At 61.9% G+C, this 17,148-nt stretch carries 18 protein-coding genes and 1 pseudogene; 9 read left to right on the top strand and 10 right to left on the bottom strand.

The window, feature by feature from the left end:
* Window positions 1–15: 15 nt before the first annotated feature.
* Window positions 16–963 (bottom strand): LysR family transcriptional regulator, encoded by a 948-nt coding sequence (locus TU79_RS07235; RefSeq protein WP_057007352.1) that lies wholly within the window; start codon window positions 961–963, stop codon window positions 16–18.
* Between the two features lie 128 nt (window positions 964–1,091).
* Here TU79_RS07235 and TU79_RS07230 point away from each other — a divergent pair, with 128 nt between their 5' ends.
* Entirely contained in the window at window positions 1,092–2,609 is a 1,518-nt protein-coding gene (locus TU79_RS07230; RefSeq protein WP_057007351.1) for a CoA-acylating methylmalonate-semialdehyde dehydrogenase, read from the top strand.
* A gap of 15 nt (window positions 2,610–2,624) precedes the next feature.
* Window positions 2,625–3,512, top strand: coding sequence for a 3-hydroxyisobutyrate dehydrogenase (gene mmsB / locus TU79_RS07225; protein ID WP_057007350.1), 888 nt, complete (start codon window positions 2,625–2,627; stop codon window positions 3,510–3,512).
* Window positions 3,513–3,675: 163 nt separating this feature from the next.
* Here mmsB and TU79_RS07220 read toward each other — a convergent pair whose 3' ends face one another.
* From TU79_RS07220 to TU79_RS07210, 3 genes are all read right to left on the bottom strand, one after another.
* Window positions 3,676–4,020, bottom strand: a complete 345-nt coding sequence (locus TU79_RS07220; protein ID WP_003194115.1) for a cupin domain-containing protein — start codon at window positions 4,018–4,020, stop codon at window positions 3,676–3,678.
* 130 nt (window positions 4,021–4,150) lie between these two features.
* On the bottom strand, window positions 4,151–5,551 hold the full coding sequence (locus tag TU79_RS07215; RefSeq protein WP_057007349.1) for an amino acid permease: 1,401 nt from the start codon (window positions 5,549–5,551) through the stop codon (window positions 4,151–4,153).
* 88 nt (window positions 5,552–5,639) lie between these two features.
* On the bottom strand, window positions 5,640–6,548 hold the full coding sequence (locus TU79_RS07210) for a LysR substrate-binding domain-containing protein (RefSeq protein WP_057007348.1): 909 nt from the start codon (window positions 6,546–6,548) through the stop codon (window positions 5,640–5,642).
* A gap of 188 nt (window positions 6,549–6,736) precedes the next feature.
* On the opposite strand from TU79_RS07210, the gene TU79_RS07205 reads away from it, so the two are divergent.
* The 4 genes from TU79_RS07205 to TU79_RS07190 all read left to right on the top strand — a co-directional run bounded on the left by TU79_RS07205 (window position 6,737) and on the right by TU79_RS07190 (window position 10,734).
* Window positions 6,737–7,501: a sulfite exporter TauE/SafE family protein gene (locus tag TU79_RS07205; RefSeq protein WP_057007347.1), complete on the top strand. Its 765-nt coding sequence runs from the start codon at window positions 6,737–6,739 to the stop codon at window positions 7,499–7,501.
* Window positions 7,502–7,624: 123 nt separating this feature from the next.
* Window positions 7,625–8,215, top strand: a complete 591-nt coding sequence (mdaB, locus tag TU79_RS07200) for an NADPH:quinone oxidoreductase MdaB (RefSeq protein WP_057007346.1) — start codon at window positions 7,625–7,627, stop codon at window positions 8,213–8,215.
* A 31-nt stretch (window positions 8,216–8,246) separates the two neighbouring features.
* Complete coding sequence (locus tag TU79_RS07195) at window positions 8,247–9,143, top strand: LysR family transcriptional regulator (RefSeq protein ID WP_057007345.1); 897 nt, start codon at window positions 8,247–8,249, stop codon at window positions 9,141–9,143.
* A gap of 145 nt (window positions 9,144–9,288) precedes the next feature.
* Window positions 9,289–10,734 carry a SulP family inorganic anion transporter gene (locus TU79_RS07190; RefSeq protein WP_057007344.1) on the top strand — a complete coding sequence of 482 codons (1,446 nt, stop codon included), beginning with the start codon at window positions 9,289–9,291 and terminating at the stop codon, window positions 10,732–10,734.
* A gap of 10 nt (window positions 10,735–10,744) precedes the next feature.
* Here TU79_RS07190 and TU79_RS07185 read toward each other — a convergent pair whose 3' ends face one another.
* The gene (locus tag TU79_RS07185; RefSeq protein ID WP_057007343.1) at window positions 10,745–11,125 is read right to left on the bottom strand and encodes a lysozyme inhibitor LprI family protein; all 381 of its coding nucleotides are present in this window, start codon (window positions 11,123–11,125) and stop codon (window positions 10,745–10,747) included.
* Between the two features lie 160 nt (window positions 11,126–11,285).
* Here TU79_RS07185 and TU79_RS07180 point away from each other — a divergent pair, with 160 nt between their 5' ends.
* Complete coding sequence (locus TU79_RS07180) at window positions 11,286–11,654, top strand: glyoxalase superfamily protein (RefSeq protein WP_057007342.1); 369 nt, start codon at window positions 11,286–11,288, stop codon at window positions 11,652–11,654.
* A gap of 93 nt (window positions 11,655–11,747) precedes the next feature.
* On the opposite strand, the gene TU79_RS26840 is transcribed toward TU79_RS07180, so the two are convergent.
* Both TU79_RS26840 and TU79_RS26835 read right to left on the bottom strand, forming a co-directional pair.
* Entirely contained in the window at window positions 11,748–12,611 is an 864-nt protein-coding gene (locus tag TU79_RS26840; protein ID WP_462687252.1) for a methyl-accepting chemotaxis protein, read from the bottom strand.
* Window positions 12,603–13,532 (bottom strand): annotated as a pseudogene (locus tag TU79_RS26835) (methyl-accepting chemotaxis protein); the annotation flags it as partial. The gene TU79_RS26840 and the pseudogene TU79_RS26835, both read right to left, overlap by 9 nt.
* Before the next feature lie 388 nt (window positions 13,533–13,920).
* On the opposite strand from TU79_RS26835, the gene bamJ reads away from it, so the two are divergent.
* Window positions 13,921–14,538, top strand: a complete 618-nt coding sequence (gene bamJ / locus TU79_RS07170) for a BamJ family beta-barrel-assembly machinery protein (RefSeq protein ID WP_057007340.1) — start codon at window positions 13,921–13,923, stop codon at window positions 14,536–14,538.
* A gap of 129 nt (window positions 14,539–14,667) precedes the next feature.
* Here bamJ and TU79_RS07165 read toward each other — a convergent pair whose 3' ends face one another.
* The 3 genes from TU79_RS07165 to TU79_RS07155 form a co-directional block, all read right to left on the bottom strand.
* On the bottom strand, window positions 14,668–14,925 hold the full coding sequence (locus TU79_RS07165) for a PA4570 family protein (protein WP_057007339.1): 258 nt from the start codon (window positions 14,923–14,925) through the stop codon (window positions 14,668–14,670).
* A gap of 160 nt (window positions 14,926–15,085) precedes the next feature.
* Complete coding sequence (locus TU79_RS07160) at window positions 15,086–15,427, bottom strand: zinc ribbon domain-containing protein YjdM (protein ID WP_057007338.1); 342 nt, start codon at window positions 15,425–15,427, stop codon at window positions 15,086–15,088.
* A 194-nt stretch (window positions 15,428–15,621) separates the two neighbouring features.
* The gene (locus tag TU79_RS07155) at window positions 15,622–16,590 is read right to left on the bottom strand and encodes a polyprenyl synthetase family protein (RefSeq protein ID WP_003230857.1); all 969 of its coding nucleotides are present in this window, start codon (window positions 16,588–16,590) and stop codon (window positions 15,622–15,624) included.
* A 239-nt stretch (window positions 16,591–16,829) separates the two neighbouring features.
* On the opposite strand from TU79_RS07155, the gene rplU reads away from it, so the two are divergent.
* Window positions 16,830–17,144: a 50S ribosomal protein L21 gene (rplU, locus tag TU79_RS07150; RefSeq protein ID WP_003230856.1), complete on the top strand. Its 315-nt coding sequence runs from the start codon at window positions 16,830–16,832 to the stop codon at window positions 17,142–17,144.
* Window positions 17,145–17,148 lie beyond the last annotated feature (4 nt).

Here is a 17,148-nt window from a genome sequence, read left to right as displayed (position 1 = left end):
AGCCCCCTCCCACTTTTAATCGGCAAACCGCATCTCCCGCGTTTCCCCCATCAACAACTTCTGGTTCTGCTCGGTCACCTCACGGATGTAATCCCACAACAGGGTGATTCGTTTGAGCTTGCGCAAATCTTCGCGGCAGTACATCCAGAACTGCCGTGTGATCGCAATCTGCTCCCCCAACACCGGCAGCAAGCGTGGGTCCTGCGCCGCCAGAAAGCACGGCAGTATCGCCAGCGACCGGCCCTGCTGCGCCGCCACGTACTGCGCGATCACGCTGGTGCTGCGCAAGCTGGCGCTGGCGCCTGGCACCACGTTGGCGAGGTACAGCAGCTCTGAACTGAACGCCAGGTCATCCACATAGCTGATAAACGGATGTTCGGCCAAATCTGCGGGACGCTGGATCGGTGGGTGCTGGTCGAGGTAGTCCTGGGTCGCGTACAGCTGCAATTGGTAGTCGCACAGTTTGCAGCACACATACGGCCCGTGTTCCGGGCGTTCCAGGGCGATGACGATATCGGCTTCGCGCTTGGACAGGCTGATGAAGTGGGGCAGGGGCAGGATGTCCACCGAGATGGCGGGGTAGGTGTCGACGAAGTGGCTCAACTGCGGCGTGATGAAAAAACTGCCAAAGCCCTCGGTGCAGCCCATGCGCACATGGCCGGACAACGCCACGCCGGAGCCGGACACCTGCTCGCAGGCCATGTGCAACGTGCTTTCGATGGACTCGGCGTAACCGAGCAAACGCTGGCCCTCGGCGGTGAGCACGAAGCCGTTGGTGCGAGACTTTTCGAACAGCAATGTGCCGAGGGACACTTCCAGCGAAGCGATGCGCCGCGACACCGTGGTGTAGTCCACTGCCAGGCGCTTGGCCGCAACGCTGGCCTTGCGGGTGCGGGCCACTTCGAGAAAAAACTTCAGGTCATCCCAGTTCAGGGAGCCCAGTGAGGTGATGTTTTTTTGCATGTTGGACCGGCTTTTATGTGCGTTCTTATTAGAGATTTGCACATCTATACTCCAAAAACAGTCCGACCGCCTCACTTCCAAGGCGACACGCGCCTTGTCTCTGCATAACTATAAGATTTGGAGACCACATGAACGCCCCTACCGACATTTCCGTGCAACGGGTCAAGCTGCTGATCGACGGCAAGTGGGTCGAATCCGGCACCACCGAATGGCAAGACATCATCAACCCGGCGACCCAGGAGGTGCTGGCCAAAGTCCCGTTCGCCACCGCTGACGAAGTCAACGCCGCCATCGACGCCGCCCATCGCGCCTTCCAGACCTGGAAACTGACCCCGATTGGCGCGCGCATGCGCATCATGCTCAAGCTGCAAGCGTTGATCCGCGAACAGTCCAAACGCATCGCCGCAGTCCTCAGTGCCGAGCAGGGCAAGACCATCGCTGACGCCGAGGGTGATATTTTCCGGGGGCTGGAAGTGGTCGAGCACGCGTGCTCCATCGGCACCCTGCAAATGGGCGAGTTCGCCGAAAACGTTGCCGGCGGTGTCGACACCTACACCCTGCGCCAGCCCATTGGCGTGTGCGCCGGCATCACGCCGTTCAACTTCCCTGCAATGATTCCGCTGTGGATGTTCCCGATGGCCATCGCCTGCGGGAACACCTTCGTGCTCAAACCGTCCGAGCAGGACCCGCTGTCCACCATGCTGCTGGTGGAGCTGGCGCTGGAAGCCGGTGTGCCGGCCGGCGTGCTCAACGTGGTGCACGGCGGCAAGGACGTGGTGGATGCGCTGTGCACCCATACACACATCAAGGCCGTGTCCTTCGTCGGCTCGACCGCCGTCGGCACCCACGTTTATGACCTGGCCGGCAAACACGGTAAACGCGTGCAGTCGATGATGGGCGCGAAGAACCATGCGGTGGTGCTGCCGGATGCCAACCGCGAACACACGCTCAATGCCTTGGTGGGCGCCGGTTTCGGCGCGGCGGGTCAGCGCTGCATGGCCACGTCGGTGGTGGTGCTGGTGGGCGCGGCCAAGCAATGGCTGCCGGACCTCAAGGCGCTGGCGCAGAAACTCAAGGTGAATGCCGGCAGCGAAGCGGGCACGGATGTCGGCCCGGTGATCTCCAGGCGTGCCAAGGCGCGCATCCTGGAGTTGATCGAAAGCGGCGTGAAAGAAGGCGCCACGCTGGAACTGGACGGCCGCGATATCAAGGTGCCGGGCTTCGAGCAAGGCAACTTTGTCGGGCCGACCCTGTTCTCGGGCGTGACCACGGACATGCAGATTTACACCCAGGAAATCTTCGGCCCGGTGCTGGTCGTGCTGGAAGTCGCCACGCTGGATGAGGCCATCGCGCTGGTCAACGCCAACCCGTTCGGTAACGGCACCGGCCTGTTCACCCAGAGCGGCGCGGCGGCGCGCAAGTTTCAGAGCGAAATCGACGTGGGTCAGGTCGGCATCAACATTCCGATCCCGGTGCCGGTGCCGTTCTTCAGCTTTACCGGCTCGCGCGGCTCCAAGCTTGGCGACCTCGGCCCCTACGGCAAGCAAGTGGTGCAGTTCTACACCCAGACCAAAACCGTCACCAGCCGCTGGTTCGACGACGACACGGTCAACGATGGCGTCAACACCACCATCAACCTGCGCTGAGTGGGGGAGACGATCATGAAAATTGCATTCATCGGCCTGGGCAACATGGGCGCACCCATGGCCCGCAACCTGATCAAGGCCGGCCACGCGCTGAACCTGTTCGACCTGAATCAGACCGTACTCAAGGAACTCGCCGAACTGGGCGGCACAATCAGCGATTCGCCGCGCGCCGCTGCCCAGGGCGCCGAACTGGTGATCACCATGCTGCCGGCCGCCGCCCATGTGCGCAGCGTGTGGCTCAATGAAGACGGCGTACTCGCCGGTATCGGCCACGGCGTGCCGGCGGTGGATTGCAGCACCATCGACCCGCAGACCGCACGCGACGTGGCGGCCGCTGCCGCCGAGCACGGCGTGGTGATGGCTGATGCGCCGGTGTCCGGCGGCACCGGCGGGGCGCAGGCCGGGACGCTGACCTTTATGGTGGGCGCCACGCCGCAATTGTTCGCCACCCTGCAGCCGGTGCTGGCGCAGATGGGCCGCAACATTGTGCATTGCGGTGAGGTGGGCACCGGGCAAATCGCCAAAATCTGCAACAACCTGCTGCTGGGCATCAGCATGGTAGGCGTCAGCGAAGCCATGGCGCTGGGCGACGCGTTGGGCATCGACACCCAGGTGCTGGCGGGCATCATCAACAGCTCCACCGGGCGTTGCTGGAGTTCGGACACCTACAACCCATGGCCGGGCGTGATCGAAACCGCGCCGTCATCGCGCGGTTACACCGGCGGCTTCGGCGCCGACCTGATGCTCAAGGACCTGGGCCTGGCCACCGAAGCGGCGCGCCAGGCCAAACAGCCCGTGATCCTCGGCGCAGTGGCCCAGCAGTTGTATCAATCGATGAGCCAGCGCGGGGAAGGGGGCAAGGACTTTTCGGCGATCATCAACAGCTACCGCAAGCCCAAATAACACGGCTTTTGCGCTTCTGTGGCGAGCGGGCTTGCCCCGCGTTGGGCTGCGCAGCGGCCCCAATCCAGACACCGCGATTTTCCTGAAAGATCGCGGTGAGGGATTTCAGGGCTGCTGCGCAGCCCAACGCGGGGCAAGCCCGCTCGCCACAACACAACGCGTATCAGGCAAACACAAAATACTTGCGCACCGTCTCCACCACTTCCCACGTGCCCTTCATCCCGGGCTCCACCACAAAGATATCCCCCGCGCGCAAGTGGATCGGCGCCATGCCCTCAGGGGTGATCACGCAGTAGCCTTCCTGGAAGTGGCAGTATTCCCACTTCACGTACTCCACGTACCACTTGCCCGGCGTGCAGATCCAGGTGCCCATGATCTTGCTGCCGTCTTCGCTGGTGTAGGCGTTGAGGTTGACGGTGTGAGGGTCGCCTTCGAGCTTTTCCCATTTGCACGCGTCCAGGACCGGCAGGGGATGGGTGTCGCGCAGTACGGTGATGGGCTTGGACATGATGACTCCGAGGCAGGGAATGGAAGGATGCACCCTAAGGCCTCGGGCGTTGCGTCAGTGGTCTGAACTCGACATCAGGATGTCTGTAAGCGCATGAGGTGTGGGAAGGGATGCCCCTTCCCGCATCCAATCAGTGTGCTGGCGCAGCGTTTGCGTTTCTCATCCGCACCCGATAGGCCAGGTAGATGATCCCCACCCACACCGGCATCGCGTACACCGACTCGCGAATCCCCGGAATCGCCAGCATCACGCTGATGATCATCACCATGAACGCCAGGCACAGGTAGTTGCTGAACGGGAACCAGAAGGTCTTGAACGACGGCGTCACGCCTTGCTCGCCCATGGCCTTGCGGAACTTGATGTGGGTGATACTGATCAGCGCCCAGTTGATCATCAGCGAGGCAACCGCCAGTGCAAACAGCAGCTCCAGCGCACTTTTGGGGGCCACGTAGTTGACCACCACGCAAAGCAGCGTCACCAGCGCCGAAACTGCCAGCGCCCGCAGTGGCACGCCCTGCTTGTTGAGCTTCATCAGCACCTTGGGCGCATCGCCCTGCTCGGCCAGGCCGAACAGCATGCGGCTGTTGCAGTACACGCCGCTGTTGTACACCGACAGCGCCGCGGTCAGCACCACGAAATTGAGGATGTGCGCGGCGGTGTCGTTGCCAATCAGCGAGAAGATCTGCACAAACGGGCTGCCGCTGTAGGCATCGCCCGAGGCGCCGAGGGTTTGCAGCAATTGGTCCCATGGGTACAGCGACAGCAGCACGGTCAGCGCGCCGACGTAGAAAATCAGGATGCGGTAGACCACCTGGTTGATCGCCTTGGGGATCACCTTGCGCGGCTCGCTGGCTTCGGCGGCGGTGATGCCCACCAGCTCCAGGCCACCGAACGAGAACAGGATGAACGCCATGGCCATCAACAGCCCCATGCCGCCATTGGGAAAGAACCCGCCGTGACTCCACAGGTTGCTGACCGACGCCTGCGGGCCACCGCCGCCGCTGAACAGCAGGTAGCCGCCGAGCATGATCATGCCGACGATCGCCACCACCTTGATGATCGCGAACCAGAACTCGGCCTCACCGAAGATCTTCACGTTCAGGGTGTTGATCAGGTTCACGGCGGCGAAGAACACCAGCGCGCTGACCCAGGTCGGAATCTGGGGCCACCAGAACTGGATGTACTTGCCCACCGCCGTCAGTTCGGCCATGCCCACCAGCACGTAGAGCACCCAGTAGTTCCAGCCGGACAGAAAACCCGCGTAGCCGCCCCAGTATTTATGGGCAAAGTGGCTGAAGGAACCGGCCACCGGTTCCTCGACGATCATCTCGCCGAGCTGGCGCATCATCAGGAACGCGATGAAACCGGCAATCGCGTAACCGAGGATCATCGACGGCCCCGCCGACTTGAGCACCCCGGCGGAACCGAGGAACAGGCCCGTACCAATCGCACCGCCCAGGGCGATCAACTGAATATGCCGGTTCTTCAGGCCACGCTTGAGGCCTACCGGGTTTACTGTGTCATCCGCCATTAAACATTACCTTCTACTTGTTGTTCCGCAGGATCGGTTGCACGCAGAACCCATCCCCGGACGCTGAGGGGGCAGATATTACAGAACCTTAAGTTGAATGAAGATCAAAATGTGGGAGCGGCTTGCTCAAGGCTTCCCACAGCGCCTTGGCATACCCCGGCAACTGTTCGAACGAGCGCGCGCACAGCAGCAACCGACGACAGGCCCACTCTTCCGCCAGCGCTTGAGCCTTGAAGGCACGCGGCGCCGGCCCGCGCGCCAGCGCCGCCTGCGGCACGATCCCGATGCCTGCCCCACCGGCCACCATGCGCATCAACCCCTCGAAGCCATCGGCGCGGATGCGGGTTTGCAGGCGAAACCCTGTGTGCAGGGCCTGTTCCTCCAGGTACACCGCCAGCGCACTATGGGCGGCCAGACCGACGTAGTCGTGTTGCAGGCTGTCGATAAAGCTGACCGGGGCGGCTGCCAAGGGATGATCCAGCGGCATGATCAGCACCAGCGGGTCATCGCGAAAGGGCAGGGTCTGCAAGCCATGGGTGTCGACCGCGTCGGAGATGATGCCCAGGTCCGCCGTGCCCTGGCGCAGGGCCTGGGTGATGCGCAGGCTCGGCAGCTCCTGCAGGTCGATATCGAGGTTGGGGTGTTCGCGCAGAAACGCCGCCAGCGGTTCCGGCAGGTATTCGCTGAGGGCGGTGGTGTTGCACAGCAGACGCACCTGGCCTTTGACGCCGTTGGCGTATGCCGCCAGGTCCTGTTGCAGGTGATCGGCCTGTTGCAGCAGCAGTCGTGCATGGCGGGCCAGGGCTTTGCCGGCGGGCGTTGGCGCGACGCCACGGCGGCCGCGCTCAAGAAAGGCAATGCCCAGCGAAGCTTCCATGGCGCGGATACGGGCGCTGGCGGCGGCCAGGGACAGATGGCTGCGGGCGGCACCGGCGGTGATGTTGCCGGTGTCGAGGGTATGCAGGTAGAGGCGCAGGTCGATCAGGTCAAAGTGCATGGCTGGGGTTTCCGTTGATTGGGCTGACGCTATCGGGAGCAAGCCCCCTCCCACATGAAGACTTGTGAATACTTTCAAATGTGGGAGGGGGCTTGCTCCCGATGAGGCCCTAAGCCTCACGCAAAACAAGAGGCAGCCTCAGTATATGCGGCATTTTCGATCCGGCCGGAAGCCCGCACAATCGCCCCATGACGACCTTTCTCACGTTCTACCAAAGTCTCGGTCCTACCCTGACCATGCTGGTCATCGGTACCTTCCTGCTGGCCGGCACGGTCAAGGGTGTTATCGGCCTCGGCCTGCCCACCGTCGCCATGGGCCTGCTCGGTCTGGCTATGTTGCCGGCGCAGGCTGCCGCGCTGCTGATCATTCCCTCCATGGTGACCAACCTCTGGCAACTGGCGTTCGGCGGCCATTTGAGTGCGCTGCTCAAGCGTCTATGGCCAATGCTGTTGCTGGTTTTCTTCGGCACCGGGCTGGGCACGCTGTGGCTGGGTATGGGCGCCGAGCAGTGGATGGTGCGCGCACTGGGCGCGGCGTTGTTGATTTACGCGCTCAGCGGCCTGTGCCTGCCCACGTTCACAATGGCGCCGCGCACCGAGCGCTGGCTGGCGCCGTTATGCGGTTTGATCACCGGCCTCATCACCTCGGCCACGGGCGTCTTCGTGATTCCGGCGGTGCCTTGTCTGCAGGCGCTCGGCCTGAGTCGCGACCAATTGGTGCAGGCCCTGGGGTTGTCGTTCAGCGTGTCGACCCTGGCGCTGGCCGCAGGCCTGGCCTGGCACGGTACTCTTGGCACTGGCGAAATCAGCGCCTCGTTGCTGGCACTGGTGCCCGCGCTGCTGGGGATGTGGCTGGGGCAGGCGCTGCGCCAACGCATCAGTGTGGTGCTGTTCAAGCGGATTTTCTTCATCGGCATGGCACTGCTGGGCACCCACCTGCTGATCAGCGGCTGAATTCAACAATAACGCTCCATTCGTGCGTTCTGGTCAACTGTATTTTGCCGCGCCGCCGCTTATTCCGGGTGGGCGATATCGATAGCCTGACGGCCTGTATTGATAACCCTCAGGACCCCTCCCATGAAAAAAGTACTTCTGCTCAACGGTGGCAAAAAATTCGCCCATTCCGATGGCCGCTACAACGCCACCCTGCATGAGGCCGCCTTGGCCGTGCTCGACCGTGGCGGCCTCGAGGTCAAGGTCACCCACATCGACCAAGGCTATGATGTTGCCGAAGAAGTCGCCAAGTTCCTCTGGGCCGATGTGATCATCTATCAGATGCCCGGCTGGTGGATGGGCGCGCCGTGGATCGTCAAGAAATACATCGACGAAGTCTTCACCGAAGGCCACGGCAGCCTCTACGCCAGCGATGGCCGTACCCGCTCCGATGCCTCGCAAAAGTATGGCAGCGGCGGCCTGATCCAGGGCAAACGCTACATGCTGTCGCTGACCTGGAACGCGCCGCAGCAGGCCTTTGACGACCCGGCCGACTTCTTCGAAGCCAAGGGCGTGGATGCGGTGTACTTTCCGTTCCACAAGGCCAATGCGTTTCTCGGCATGAGCGCGTTGCCGACGTTCCTTTGCGTGGATGTGATGAAACGCCCGGCCATCGAAGCCGATGTGGCGCGCTACGAACAGCATCTGGCACAGGTGTTGGGCCTGTCGGTGTAAGCTTGCGTCGACCGATCACGAGGACAGCCCCTTGAAAGCCCGATCCGATGAGCTACAGATCTTCGTCAGCGTGATCGAGTGCGGCTCGATTTCGGCGGCGGCCGAGCAGGCCGGGCAGACGCCCTCGGCGGTCAGCCGCACGCTCTCGCGGCTGGAGGCCAAGCTCGACACCACGCTGATCAACCGCACCACGCGGCGCATGGACCTGACGGAAGAGGGCCGGTACTTCTTCGAACAGGCCAAGCGGATCCTGGCGCAGATGGATGAGCTGGAGGAGCACCTGTCGTCGCGCCAGAAAACCCCGGCCGGGCGACTGCGGGTCAATGCAGCGGTGCCGTTCATGCTGCATGGGATCGTGCCGTACATTGCCGAGTTTCGAGCCTTGTACCCGCAGATCCAGCTGGAGCTCAACAGCGATGACCTGATCATCGACCTGCTGGAACACAGCACCGACATTGCCATACGCATCGGCGCCCTGGCCGACTCGACCCTGCACGCACGCGCTCTTGGCTGCACGCCGCTGCATGTGCTGGCCAGCCCGGAATACCTCAAGCGACACGGCACGCCGGCCAGTGTCGCTGACCTGGCGCAGCACACCTTGCTGGGCTTCAGCCAGACCGAGACCCTCAACCACTGGCCCCTGCGCCATGTGGAGGGCGACCGCTGGCTGATCCAGCCGGCCATTGTCGCCTCCAGCGGCGAAACCGTGCGGCACCTGGCGTTGCAAGGGCAGGGCATTGGCTGCCTGTCGAACTTCATGACGGGCGAAGACATCAGCGCCGGGCGCCTGGTGCCGGTGCTGGAGGCGTTCAACAGCGGGTATCGCCAGCCGATCCACGCGGTGTTCTACCGCAACTCGCAACTGGCGCTGCGCATTCAGTGCTTCCTGGATTTCATCCAGGCCAAGCTGGCGCGCTATGCCTGCTGACAGGCGGTAAACACCGCCAACTGTGGCAGCGGGCTCGTCCGCGAAGGGCGCGCCTTGGGCCACCTGTCGTCACACTTCACTGGCCCCTCCGAGCACATTTCCGTACCATTCCCCGCCTGACCCCCCGCAACTCCCTGGTACCTCCATGACTTTCACCCGTTTGCGCGCCGACGCCCTGGCCGGCCTCACCACGTCTTTCGCATTGCTGCCCGAGTGCATCGCCTTTGCCCTGGTGGCCCATCTCAACCCGCTGATGGGCCTGTATGGCGCCTTCATCATCTGCACCCTCACCGCGTTGTTCGGCGGTCGGCCCGGCATGGTGTCCGGTGCGGCAGGCTCGATGGCGGTGGTGATCGTCGCGCTGGTGGTGCAACACGGCGTGCAATACCTGCTGGCCACGGTGCTGCTCGGCGGGCTGGTCATGGTCGCCTTTGGCGTGCTGCGCCTGGGCAAGCTGGTGCGCATGGTGCCGCATTCGGTGATGCTGGGGTTCGTCAATGGCCTGGCGATCATCATTGCGCTGGCGCAACTGGAGCATTTCAAGCGGGGCGAACACTGGCTCAGCGGCACGGCGCTGTACGTGATGGTCGGCCTGGTGGCGGCGACGATGGCGATTGTTTACCTGCTGCCACGCCTGACGCGCGCGGTGCCGCCGGCGTTGGTGGCGATCCTCGGCGTGGGCCTGGCGGTGTACCTGCTTGGCCTGCCCACCCGCACCCTGGGCGACATGGCCCACATCGCCGGCGGCCTGCCGACCTTTGCGCTGCCGCAGATTCCCTGGACCCTGGAAACCCTCACCATCATCGCGCCCTATGCGTTCCTGATGGCGATGGTCGGCCTGCTGGAAACCCTGCTCACCCTGAACCTCACCGACGAAATCACCGAGACCCGTGGCTACCCGGACCGCGAAAGCGTGGCGCTGGGGGCGGCGAACATGGTCTCGGGCCTGTTCGGCGGCATGGGTGGCTGCGCGATGATCGGGCAAACCGTGATCAACCTCAGTTCCGGTGGGCGCGGGCGATTCTCCGGGGTGTTTGCCGGGGTAATGATCCTGTTGTTCATTCTGTTTCTGTCGCCATTGATCGAACGCATCCCGCTGGCGGCGCTGGTGGGGGTGATGTTCGTGGTGTCCCAGCAGACCTTCGCCTGGGCATCCTTGCGGGTGATCAACAAGGTGCCGGTCAATGATGTGCTGGTGATCATTGCGGTGACGGTGATCACGGTGTTCACCGACCTCGCCACGGCCGTGCTGTGCGGCATCGTGATCGCGGCGCTGAATTTCGCCTGGCAGCAGGCCCGTGAACTGTATGCCGATGAGCACCTGGAGGCGGATGGCAGCAAGTTGTATCGGCTGCACGGCACCTTGTTCTTTGCCTCGACCACGCCGTTTCTGAACCGGTTCGACCCGGCCAACGACCCGGCCCAGGTGACGCTCGATTGCCGTCACCTGAGCTTTGTGGACTATTCAGCGATCGCTGCGCTGATGACCCTGCGCGAGCGCTACACCAAGGCCGGCAAGCATGTGCGGGTGCTGCACCTGTCGGAACGCTGCAAGAAGCTGCTCAAGCGAGCGAGGGTGCATCACGATTGAACGTGTCTGTTTATGGCCCAACCAGATCTTCGAGTTCCTGAGCGCGGGTCTGGGTCATGTCCAGTACGCAGCCGGAGCCGTTGACCTGATCGATGGTGCCGCCGGTGGCGCTGCCGACGAACGCGCAATTGGCGTCGCGGTACTGGATCCACAGGCGCTGCACGTCCTGAAGTTGCTTCTTGCGTTCACCTTCCTGGGCGCCCAGTGCAGTCTTGTAGGCCCTGTTCAGGCGCGCATCCTGCACCTTGGTTTCCTTGACATTGCACGTGACCATGGCGAGGGTCGTTTCGGCGCTGTCCATGCATTTTTTCAGCGCAGGATTGTCGGCGGCTGAAGCGGTGCCGCAAATCGCCAGAAGCAGGGCGCTGACGGCAAAGGATGTACGAATCATGGTCGGGTTCCTGGGCTTGAGTGGAGTCGCAGTCTATGACTCGCAGACAGCGCTTGAGTTTCGGGCACCTCCGAGCGAGCTGTAAACCCCCTCTCCTGGTGAATTTTCTTCGTGGGTTTTCAGCTCTATAGTGGGCGCTCTTTTACACGGAGCGATCGCCATGCACTTGGGAAAAGTCATCCCCATCCTGCGCAGTTTCGACGAGGCCAAGGCGTTGGAATTCTACGTCGAATTCCTGGGGTTCAAGGTCGATTGGCAGCATCGGTTCGAAGCGAATTATCCGCTGTACCTGCAGGTGTCGCTGGGGGAGTGTGTGCTGCATTTGTCCGAGCACCATGGCGATGCGTCGCCAGGGTCGGCGGTGCGGATTCAGACGCAAGGGGTGGACGCTTACCAGCAGCAATTGCAGGCCAAAGACTACCGTTTTGCCAAGCCCGGAGTTGAGCAAACCCCCTGGGGCTCGCGGGAGATGAGCATCAAGGACCCGTTTGGAAATCGGCTGGTATTTGTCGAGGAAGGCGAGGGCTGAGTGGTAAATAGCAGGCAATAAAAAACCGCCCTGGTCGGGGCGGTTTTTTGTAGAGAGCCGCCTCGGTTAACCCCGAGGCGGCTTTTTGCATTGTTAAACGCGGAAGTGGCTGACCATCTGCTGCAACTGGCTGCCCAATCGCGCCAGTTCCACGCTCGACCTGGCCGTTTCGTTGCTTGCCGTGGCGGTCTGTTCCGACACGTCACGCACATTCACGATACTGCGGCTGATTTCTTCGGCCACCGCACTTTGCTGTTCGGCCGCTGCGGCAATCTGCTGGTTCATCGACTGAATGTTCGACACCGTGCGGGTGATGTTTTCCAGCGATACACCAGCCTTGCGCGTCAGCTCGACACTGCTGTCGGTGAGGCTGCGGCTGTTGTTCATCACGTTGGCCACTTGCTGGGTACCGTTCTGCAAACCGGCAACCAGGCCTTCGATTTCCTCGGTGGATTTTTGCGTGCGTTGGGCCAGGCCACGCACTTCGTCGGCCACTACCGCAAACCCACGACCGGCTTCACCGGCACGCGCCGCTTCAATCGCCGCGTTGAGTGCCAGCAGGTTGGTCTGTTCGGCCACGGCCTTGATCACGTCCATCACGCTGCCGATCTTGTTGCTCTCTTGTTGCAGATGCGACATGGCGTCGGTGGAACGTGCCACTTCGGCGGCGAGGCGTTCGATCTGGGCGATGGCTTCGGCCACCACCTTGTCGCCGGCCCGGGCCTGACCGTCAGCATCGGCGGCGGCCAGTGACGCCTGTTCGGCGTTGCGCGCCACTTCCTGCACGGTGGCAGTCATCTCATGCATGGCGGTGGCGACCTGGTCGGTCTCGATCTTCTGGCTGTTGACCCCGGCGCTGGTCTGCTCGGTCACGGCCGACAACTCTTCGGCAGCGCTGGCGATCTGGGTCACGCCGTCGCGAATGCCGCTGATCAGCTCGCGCAGGGTGGTGCCCATGCGCTGGATGCCTTGTTGCAGCACGCCCAGCTCGTCCCGGCGGGTGACCTGGATGTTGTGGCTCAGGTCGCCGGAGGCAATGCGCTCGACCACGGCAAGGGTTTCCTGCAGCGGGCGGGTGATCTGGCGCGTGATCACCAGCGCCGCAATGATGCCAACGAGCAGGGCCAGCAGCGTGCTGATCAACTGCAGGCTGCGGGCCTGGGCGCTTTCGGCGTCACGACGTTGCAGCTGGATCTCGTAGAGCTTCTCGCTGATTGTGACGATATCGGCGCCTTGGGTGGTCATTTCGGCGCGGGCGCTGACGATGTTGGCACTCGCAGCCTTGTAGCTTTGCACGGCGCTGCGATAGGCGCCCAGCGCGGTTTCCAGGGAACTCAGCGCGGTTTGCTGGCTGCTGCCAAAGGCGGCACTGAGGTTCTTCAGGCTGCTGATGGCCTTTTCGATTTGCGCGGCGGCACGGGCCTCGTTCTCTGCATTGACGTTGTTGGTATAACCACGCACCTCGTAACGTGCCTGCTGGAGTTCGATCTTGGTATTGACCACCGCCTGGTATTGAGCGAAGCGCTCCGGGCTGTCGGGCATCTGCAGCACGCTGGCTTCAAGGGCGCTGATCTGCGCGTTGGCGATGTCGGCCTTGTCCCCCATCATTTCGCGTGCAGCGTTGCCGTTGCGGTAGGCCTCGCGCATCTTGTTCAGCGACTGCTGGTAGGCGGTGATCACGGTTTTCTGTGCGTTGAGCAGCTTGAGGTTTTCCGGGCTCTTGAAACTGTCGAGCAGCTTTTGCTGCTGGGCGGTGAACGCTTCAAGGTTGGTCTGCACGTTTTGTGCGACGGTCTCGTCACCGTTGGCCAGCATATATTGCAGGCGCACGATGCGCAGTTTGGTCAGGGAGGCATTAAGTTGGGTGATGTCGCTCATCCAGTTGCTGCGGTCGATCAGGCCGCCCAGGCTGGTCCAGCCGGTTAATGCCAGGATCGAGGTCAGGACAAGCACCAGGCCGAAGCCCAGGCCGAGTTTGAGGTTTACGCTGATGTTACCGAACCAGCTGTTCATCGATTGCTCCGCAAGAAAAAATGTCTGTCTGCTGGACGATGTTGTTTTTTGAGCCAGCCAAGGTGTAGCTCTCTATCGGCGGCCAGGGAAAATTCTGTAGGGTTTTTATCCGGCATGCGAAGAAATGGCACTAAAAGGGTGCGGCGATGCTCCGCGAGAGCGCATCCTCAGTTGTCCTTATTATGCTAGTCTGCGGGCCCTTTTAATTTTGGACGGCGCGGCACTTCGCGTGGTCCTGCAGCGGAGCCTTTTCATGTCCGACGTTAATCTGTCCACCGACGAAACCCGCGTCAGCTACGGTATCGGCCGTCAGTTGGGTGACCAACTGCGCGACAACCCGCCACCGGGCGTCAGCCTGGACGCCATCCTGGCCGGCCTGACCGACGCCTTCGCAGGCAAGCCAAGCCGCGTCGACCAGGAACAAATGGCCGCCAGCTTCAAGGTCATCCGCGAAATCATGCAGGCCGAAGCGGCTGCCAAGGCTGAAGCGGCCGCTGGCGCTGGTCTGGCATTCCTGGCTGAAAACGCCAAGCGTGACGGCATCACGACGCTGGCGTCCGGCCTGCAATTCGAAGTGCTGACCCAGGGTGAAGGCGCCAAACCGACCCGTGAAGACCAGGTGCGTACTCACTACCACGGCACTCTGATCGATGGCACTGTGTTCGACAGCTCCTACGAGCGCGGCCAGCCTGCGGAATTCCCGGTGGGCGGCGTGATCGCCGGTTGGACCGAAGCCCTGCAACTGATGAATGCCGGCAGCAAATGGCGCCTGTACGTGCCGAGCGAGTTGGCTTACGGCGCTCAAGGCGTTGGCAGCATTCCGCCGCACAGCGTGCTGGTATTCGACGTCGAGCTGCTCGACGTTCTGTAAGACCTGCTTTGGCTTCAAGTGGGAGCTGACTTGCCTGCGACGGGATCACCTCGGTGCTACTTCACACCGAGTCGTCTGTATCGCGGGCAAGCCCGGCTCCCACCGAAGCCGCGATATCCCGTATTTGGCTCACGGATTAAACCTGCCATGCAGCTCCGTCGCCGGGCGCAATGCCCGCGCATAGCAGAACAGAAACAGGTTGCGCACCACTTCCTTCAACACACCCGGTTCACTCGAGCTCAGACCGTTCACGTCCAGGTCGCCCTGGTCCTGCAGCTCATTGAGCGCTTCTTCTTCCAGCACCGCGCAGACTTCGCCGGTTTCCCGATGGAGGATTCGCAGGTAGGGGTGTGGGCGGTCCAGCCAGGCATCGATCAAATAAGTCATGGTTCATTCTCCTTGATGGTTTTCAATGAGAATAATTCTTATTCGTGGAATAGCAAGGGCCTATTGGCGATTTGTGTGTTTTTCTGTGGGGGTATTGAGCTGAGTCAGCAAAGAGGGCGAAACGCCATCCCGCAGTGGCTGCGGGATGGAAACGGCAGGTTCAGACCTTGCGCACGAACTCGGACTTGAGCTTCATCGGGCCGATACCGTCGATCTTGCAGTCGATATCGTGATCGCCGTCACACAGACGGATGTTCTTGACCTTGGTCCCGACCTTGACCACCAGCGACGTGCCCTTGACCTTGAGGTCCTTGATCACGGTGATGGTGTCGCCGTCCTGCAGGACATTGCCCACGGCATCTCTCTTCACCGTGTCATCGCCAGCCGCATCGGCCTCGCCCGTGGCGGACCACTCATGGGCACACTCCGGGCAGATCAGCTGGGTGCCGTCTTCGTAGGTGAATTCGGAATTGCATTTCGGGCAGGGTGGCAACGTGCTCACTAAAGCTCCTCGAGAGTCAGGGATGGCTAAAAGTCGCACATTATATAGGGTTTATTGCAGGTTGGGGGGCGCCTCGGAACCTTGTGGGAGCCGGGCTTGCCCACGATGCAGGCATCGCGGTGAGTCAGAGATACCGAGGTGATGCTATCGCAGGCAAGCCAGCTCCCACACAAGCCTGCGCTCGCAGATATTGTTCAGTGCGTACGGGCTACCGCAAACTCGCTCAGCTCGACCAGGGCATCCCGGTATTCGCTGGCTGGCAGGGCTTCCAGGCACTGGATGGCACGGGCCACGTAATCGCGGGCCAGCTGTGCGGTGTACTCCAGCGAACCCGAAGCCTCCACGGCCTCGCGGATGCTCTCCAGGTCTTCGATCCCGCCCTTCTGAATCGCCTTGCGCACCAGTGCCGCCTGTTCCGGCGTGCCTTCACGCATGGTGTAGATCAGCGGCAGTGTCGGCTTGCCCTCGGCCAGGTCGTCGCCGACGTTCTTGCCCAGGGTTTCGGCGTCGCCACGGTAGTCGAGCAGATCGTCCACCAGTTGGAACGCCACGCCCAGGTGGTCGCCAAAGGTACGCAGGGCCTCGGCCTGTTCGGCCGTTGCGCCACACAACGCAGCGGCACTGTGGGTCGAGGCTTCGAAGAGCATCGCGGTTTTGCCGCGAATCACTTCCATATAGGTTTCTTCGGTGGTGCTGGCGTCGCGGACTTTGGACAGCTGCAACACTTCACCTTCGGCAATGATGCGCGTGGCCTGTGAAAGAATCTTCATCACCGGCATCGAGCCCAGCTCGACCATCATCTCGAACGAGCGCGAGTACAGGAAATCGCCCACCAGTACGCTCGGCGCATTGCCCCACATTGCGTTGGCGGTCTCGCGGCCACGGCGCATGCCGGACATGTCGACCACGTCGTCATGCAGCAGGGTGGCGGTGTGCAGAAATTCGATGGTGGCGGCCAGCAGACGCAGGTCATCGCCTTCGCGGCCCAGCGCCTTGCCGCATAGCAACACTAATAAAGGACGCAGGCGTTTGCCGCCGGCCGACGTAATGTAGTCGCCAATTTTGGAGACCAGCGGCACTTTCGAGGTGAGCTGCTGCTTGATGATGCCGTCGACGGCGCTAAAATCGTCCGCGACCGCGCGGTAGAAAGCTTGGGGTTGCATCAGCGACAGTCGCTCCAGAAGGGTTGCGCGGCATGCTAGGACCCTGACCCCGCAGTGTCAAGGCGCGATGGACAGCCCCTTGCAACACCCATTTACCTTGCGTACAATCGCGCACCCTGAACTTCCTGGGCAGCACCTGCCTTACGCAATTGCATTCGGGACGTCCATCCCATGCAGCCATGCCAGCCAATACCTCTTCTTATAAAGCGCTGGGTGAGCAGGATTATCGGAGAAATACCATGTCGTACGCAGTAATTGTTACTGGTGGCAAGCAATACAAAGTCGCCCCAGGTGAATACCTGAAGATCGAAAAACTGGAAATCGCTACCGGCGAATCCGTTACCTTTGATCGCGTTCTGTTGGTCGCCAATGGCGATGACGTGAACATTGGCGCTCCAGTTGTTGCTGGCGCTACCGTTGTGGCTGAAGTGATCTCCCAAGGTCGTCACGATAAAATCCGCATCATCAAGTTCCGTCGTCGTAAGCACCACATGAAGCGTATGGGCCACCGCCAGTGGTACACCGAGATCAAAATCACCGGTATTCAGGCTTAATAGC

It is taken from the genome of Pseudomonas trivialis (genome assembly GCF_001439805.1).
GTDB classification, from domain to species: Bacteria; Pseudomonadota; Gammaproteobacteria; order Pseudomonadales; family Pseudomonadaceae; genus Aquipseudomonas; species Aquipseudomonas trivialis.
This window is presented reverse-complemented; position numbering and strand designations above follow the sequence as displayed.

Bases quoted from the DNA above. Each gene is read 5' to 3' on its own strand.
- TU79_RS07235 (WP_057007352.1), bottom strand. From the start codon at position 963: ATGCAAAAAAACATCACCTCACTGGGCTCCCTGAACTGGGATGACCTG.
- TU79_RS07230 (WP_057007351.1), top strand. From the start codon at position 1,092: ATGAACGCCCCTACCGACATTTCCGTGCAACGGGTCAAGCTGCTGATC.
- mmsB (WP_057007350.1), top strand. From the start codon at position 2,625: ATGAAAATTGCATTCATCGGCCTGGGCAACATGGGCGCACCCATGGCC.
- TU79_RS07220 (WP_003194115.1), bottom strand. From the start codon at position 4,020: ATGTCCAAGCCCATCACCGTACTGCGCGACACCCATCCCCTGCCGGTC.
- TU79_RS07215 (WP_057007349.1), bottom strand. From the start codon at position 5,551: ATGGCGGATGACACAGTAAACCCGGTAGGCCTCAAGCGTGGCCTGAAG.
- TU79_RS07210 (WP_057007348.1), bottom strand. From the start codon at position 6,548: ATGCACTTTGACCTGATCGACCTGCGCCTCTACCTGCATACCCTCGAC.
- TU79_RS07205 (WP_057007347.1), top strand. From the start codon at position 6,737: ATGACGACCTTTCTCACGTTCTACCAAAGTCTCGGTCCTACCCTGACC.
- mdaB (WP_057007346.1), top strand. From the start codon at position 7,625: ATGAAAAAAGTACTTCTGCTCAACGGTGGCAAAAAATTCGCCCATTCC.
- TU79_RS07190 (WP_057007344.1), top strand. From the start codon at position 9,289: ATGACTTTCACCCGTTTGCGCGCCGACGCCCTGGCCGGCCTCACCACG.
- TU79_RS07185 (WP_057007343.1), bottom strand. From the start codon at position 11,125: ATGATTCGTACATCCTTTGCCGTCAGCGCCCTGCTTCTGGCGATTTGC.
- TU79_RS07180 (WP_057007342.1), top strand. From the start codon at position 11,286: ATGCACTTGGGAAAAGTCATCCCCATCCTGCGCAGTTTCGACGAGGCC.
- TU79_RS26840 (WP_462687252.1), bottom strand. From the start codon at position 12,611: ATGGGCACCACCCTGCGCGAGCTGATCAGCGGCATTCGCGACGGCGTG.
- bamJ (WP_057007340.1), top strand. From the start codon at position 13,921: ATGTCCGACGTTAATCTGTCCACCGACGAAACCCGCGTCAGCTACGGT.
- TU79_RS07165 (WP_057007339.1), bottom strand. From the start codon at position 14,925: ATGACTTATTTGATCGATGCCTGGCTGGACCGCCCACACCCCTACCTG.
- TU79_RS07155 (WP_003230857.1), bottom strand. From the start codon at position 16,590: ATGCAACCCCAAGCTTTCTACCGCGCGGTCGCGGACGATTTTAGCGCC.
- rplU (WP_003230856.1), top strand. From the start codon at position 16,830: ATGTCGTACGCAGTAATTGTTACTGGTGGCAAGCAATACAAAGTCGCC.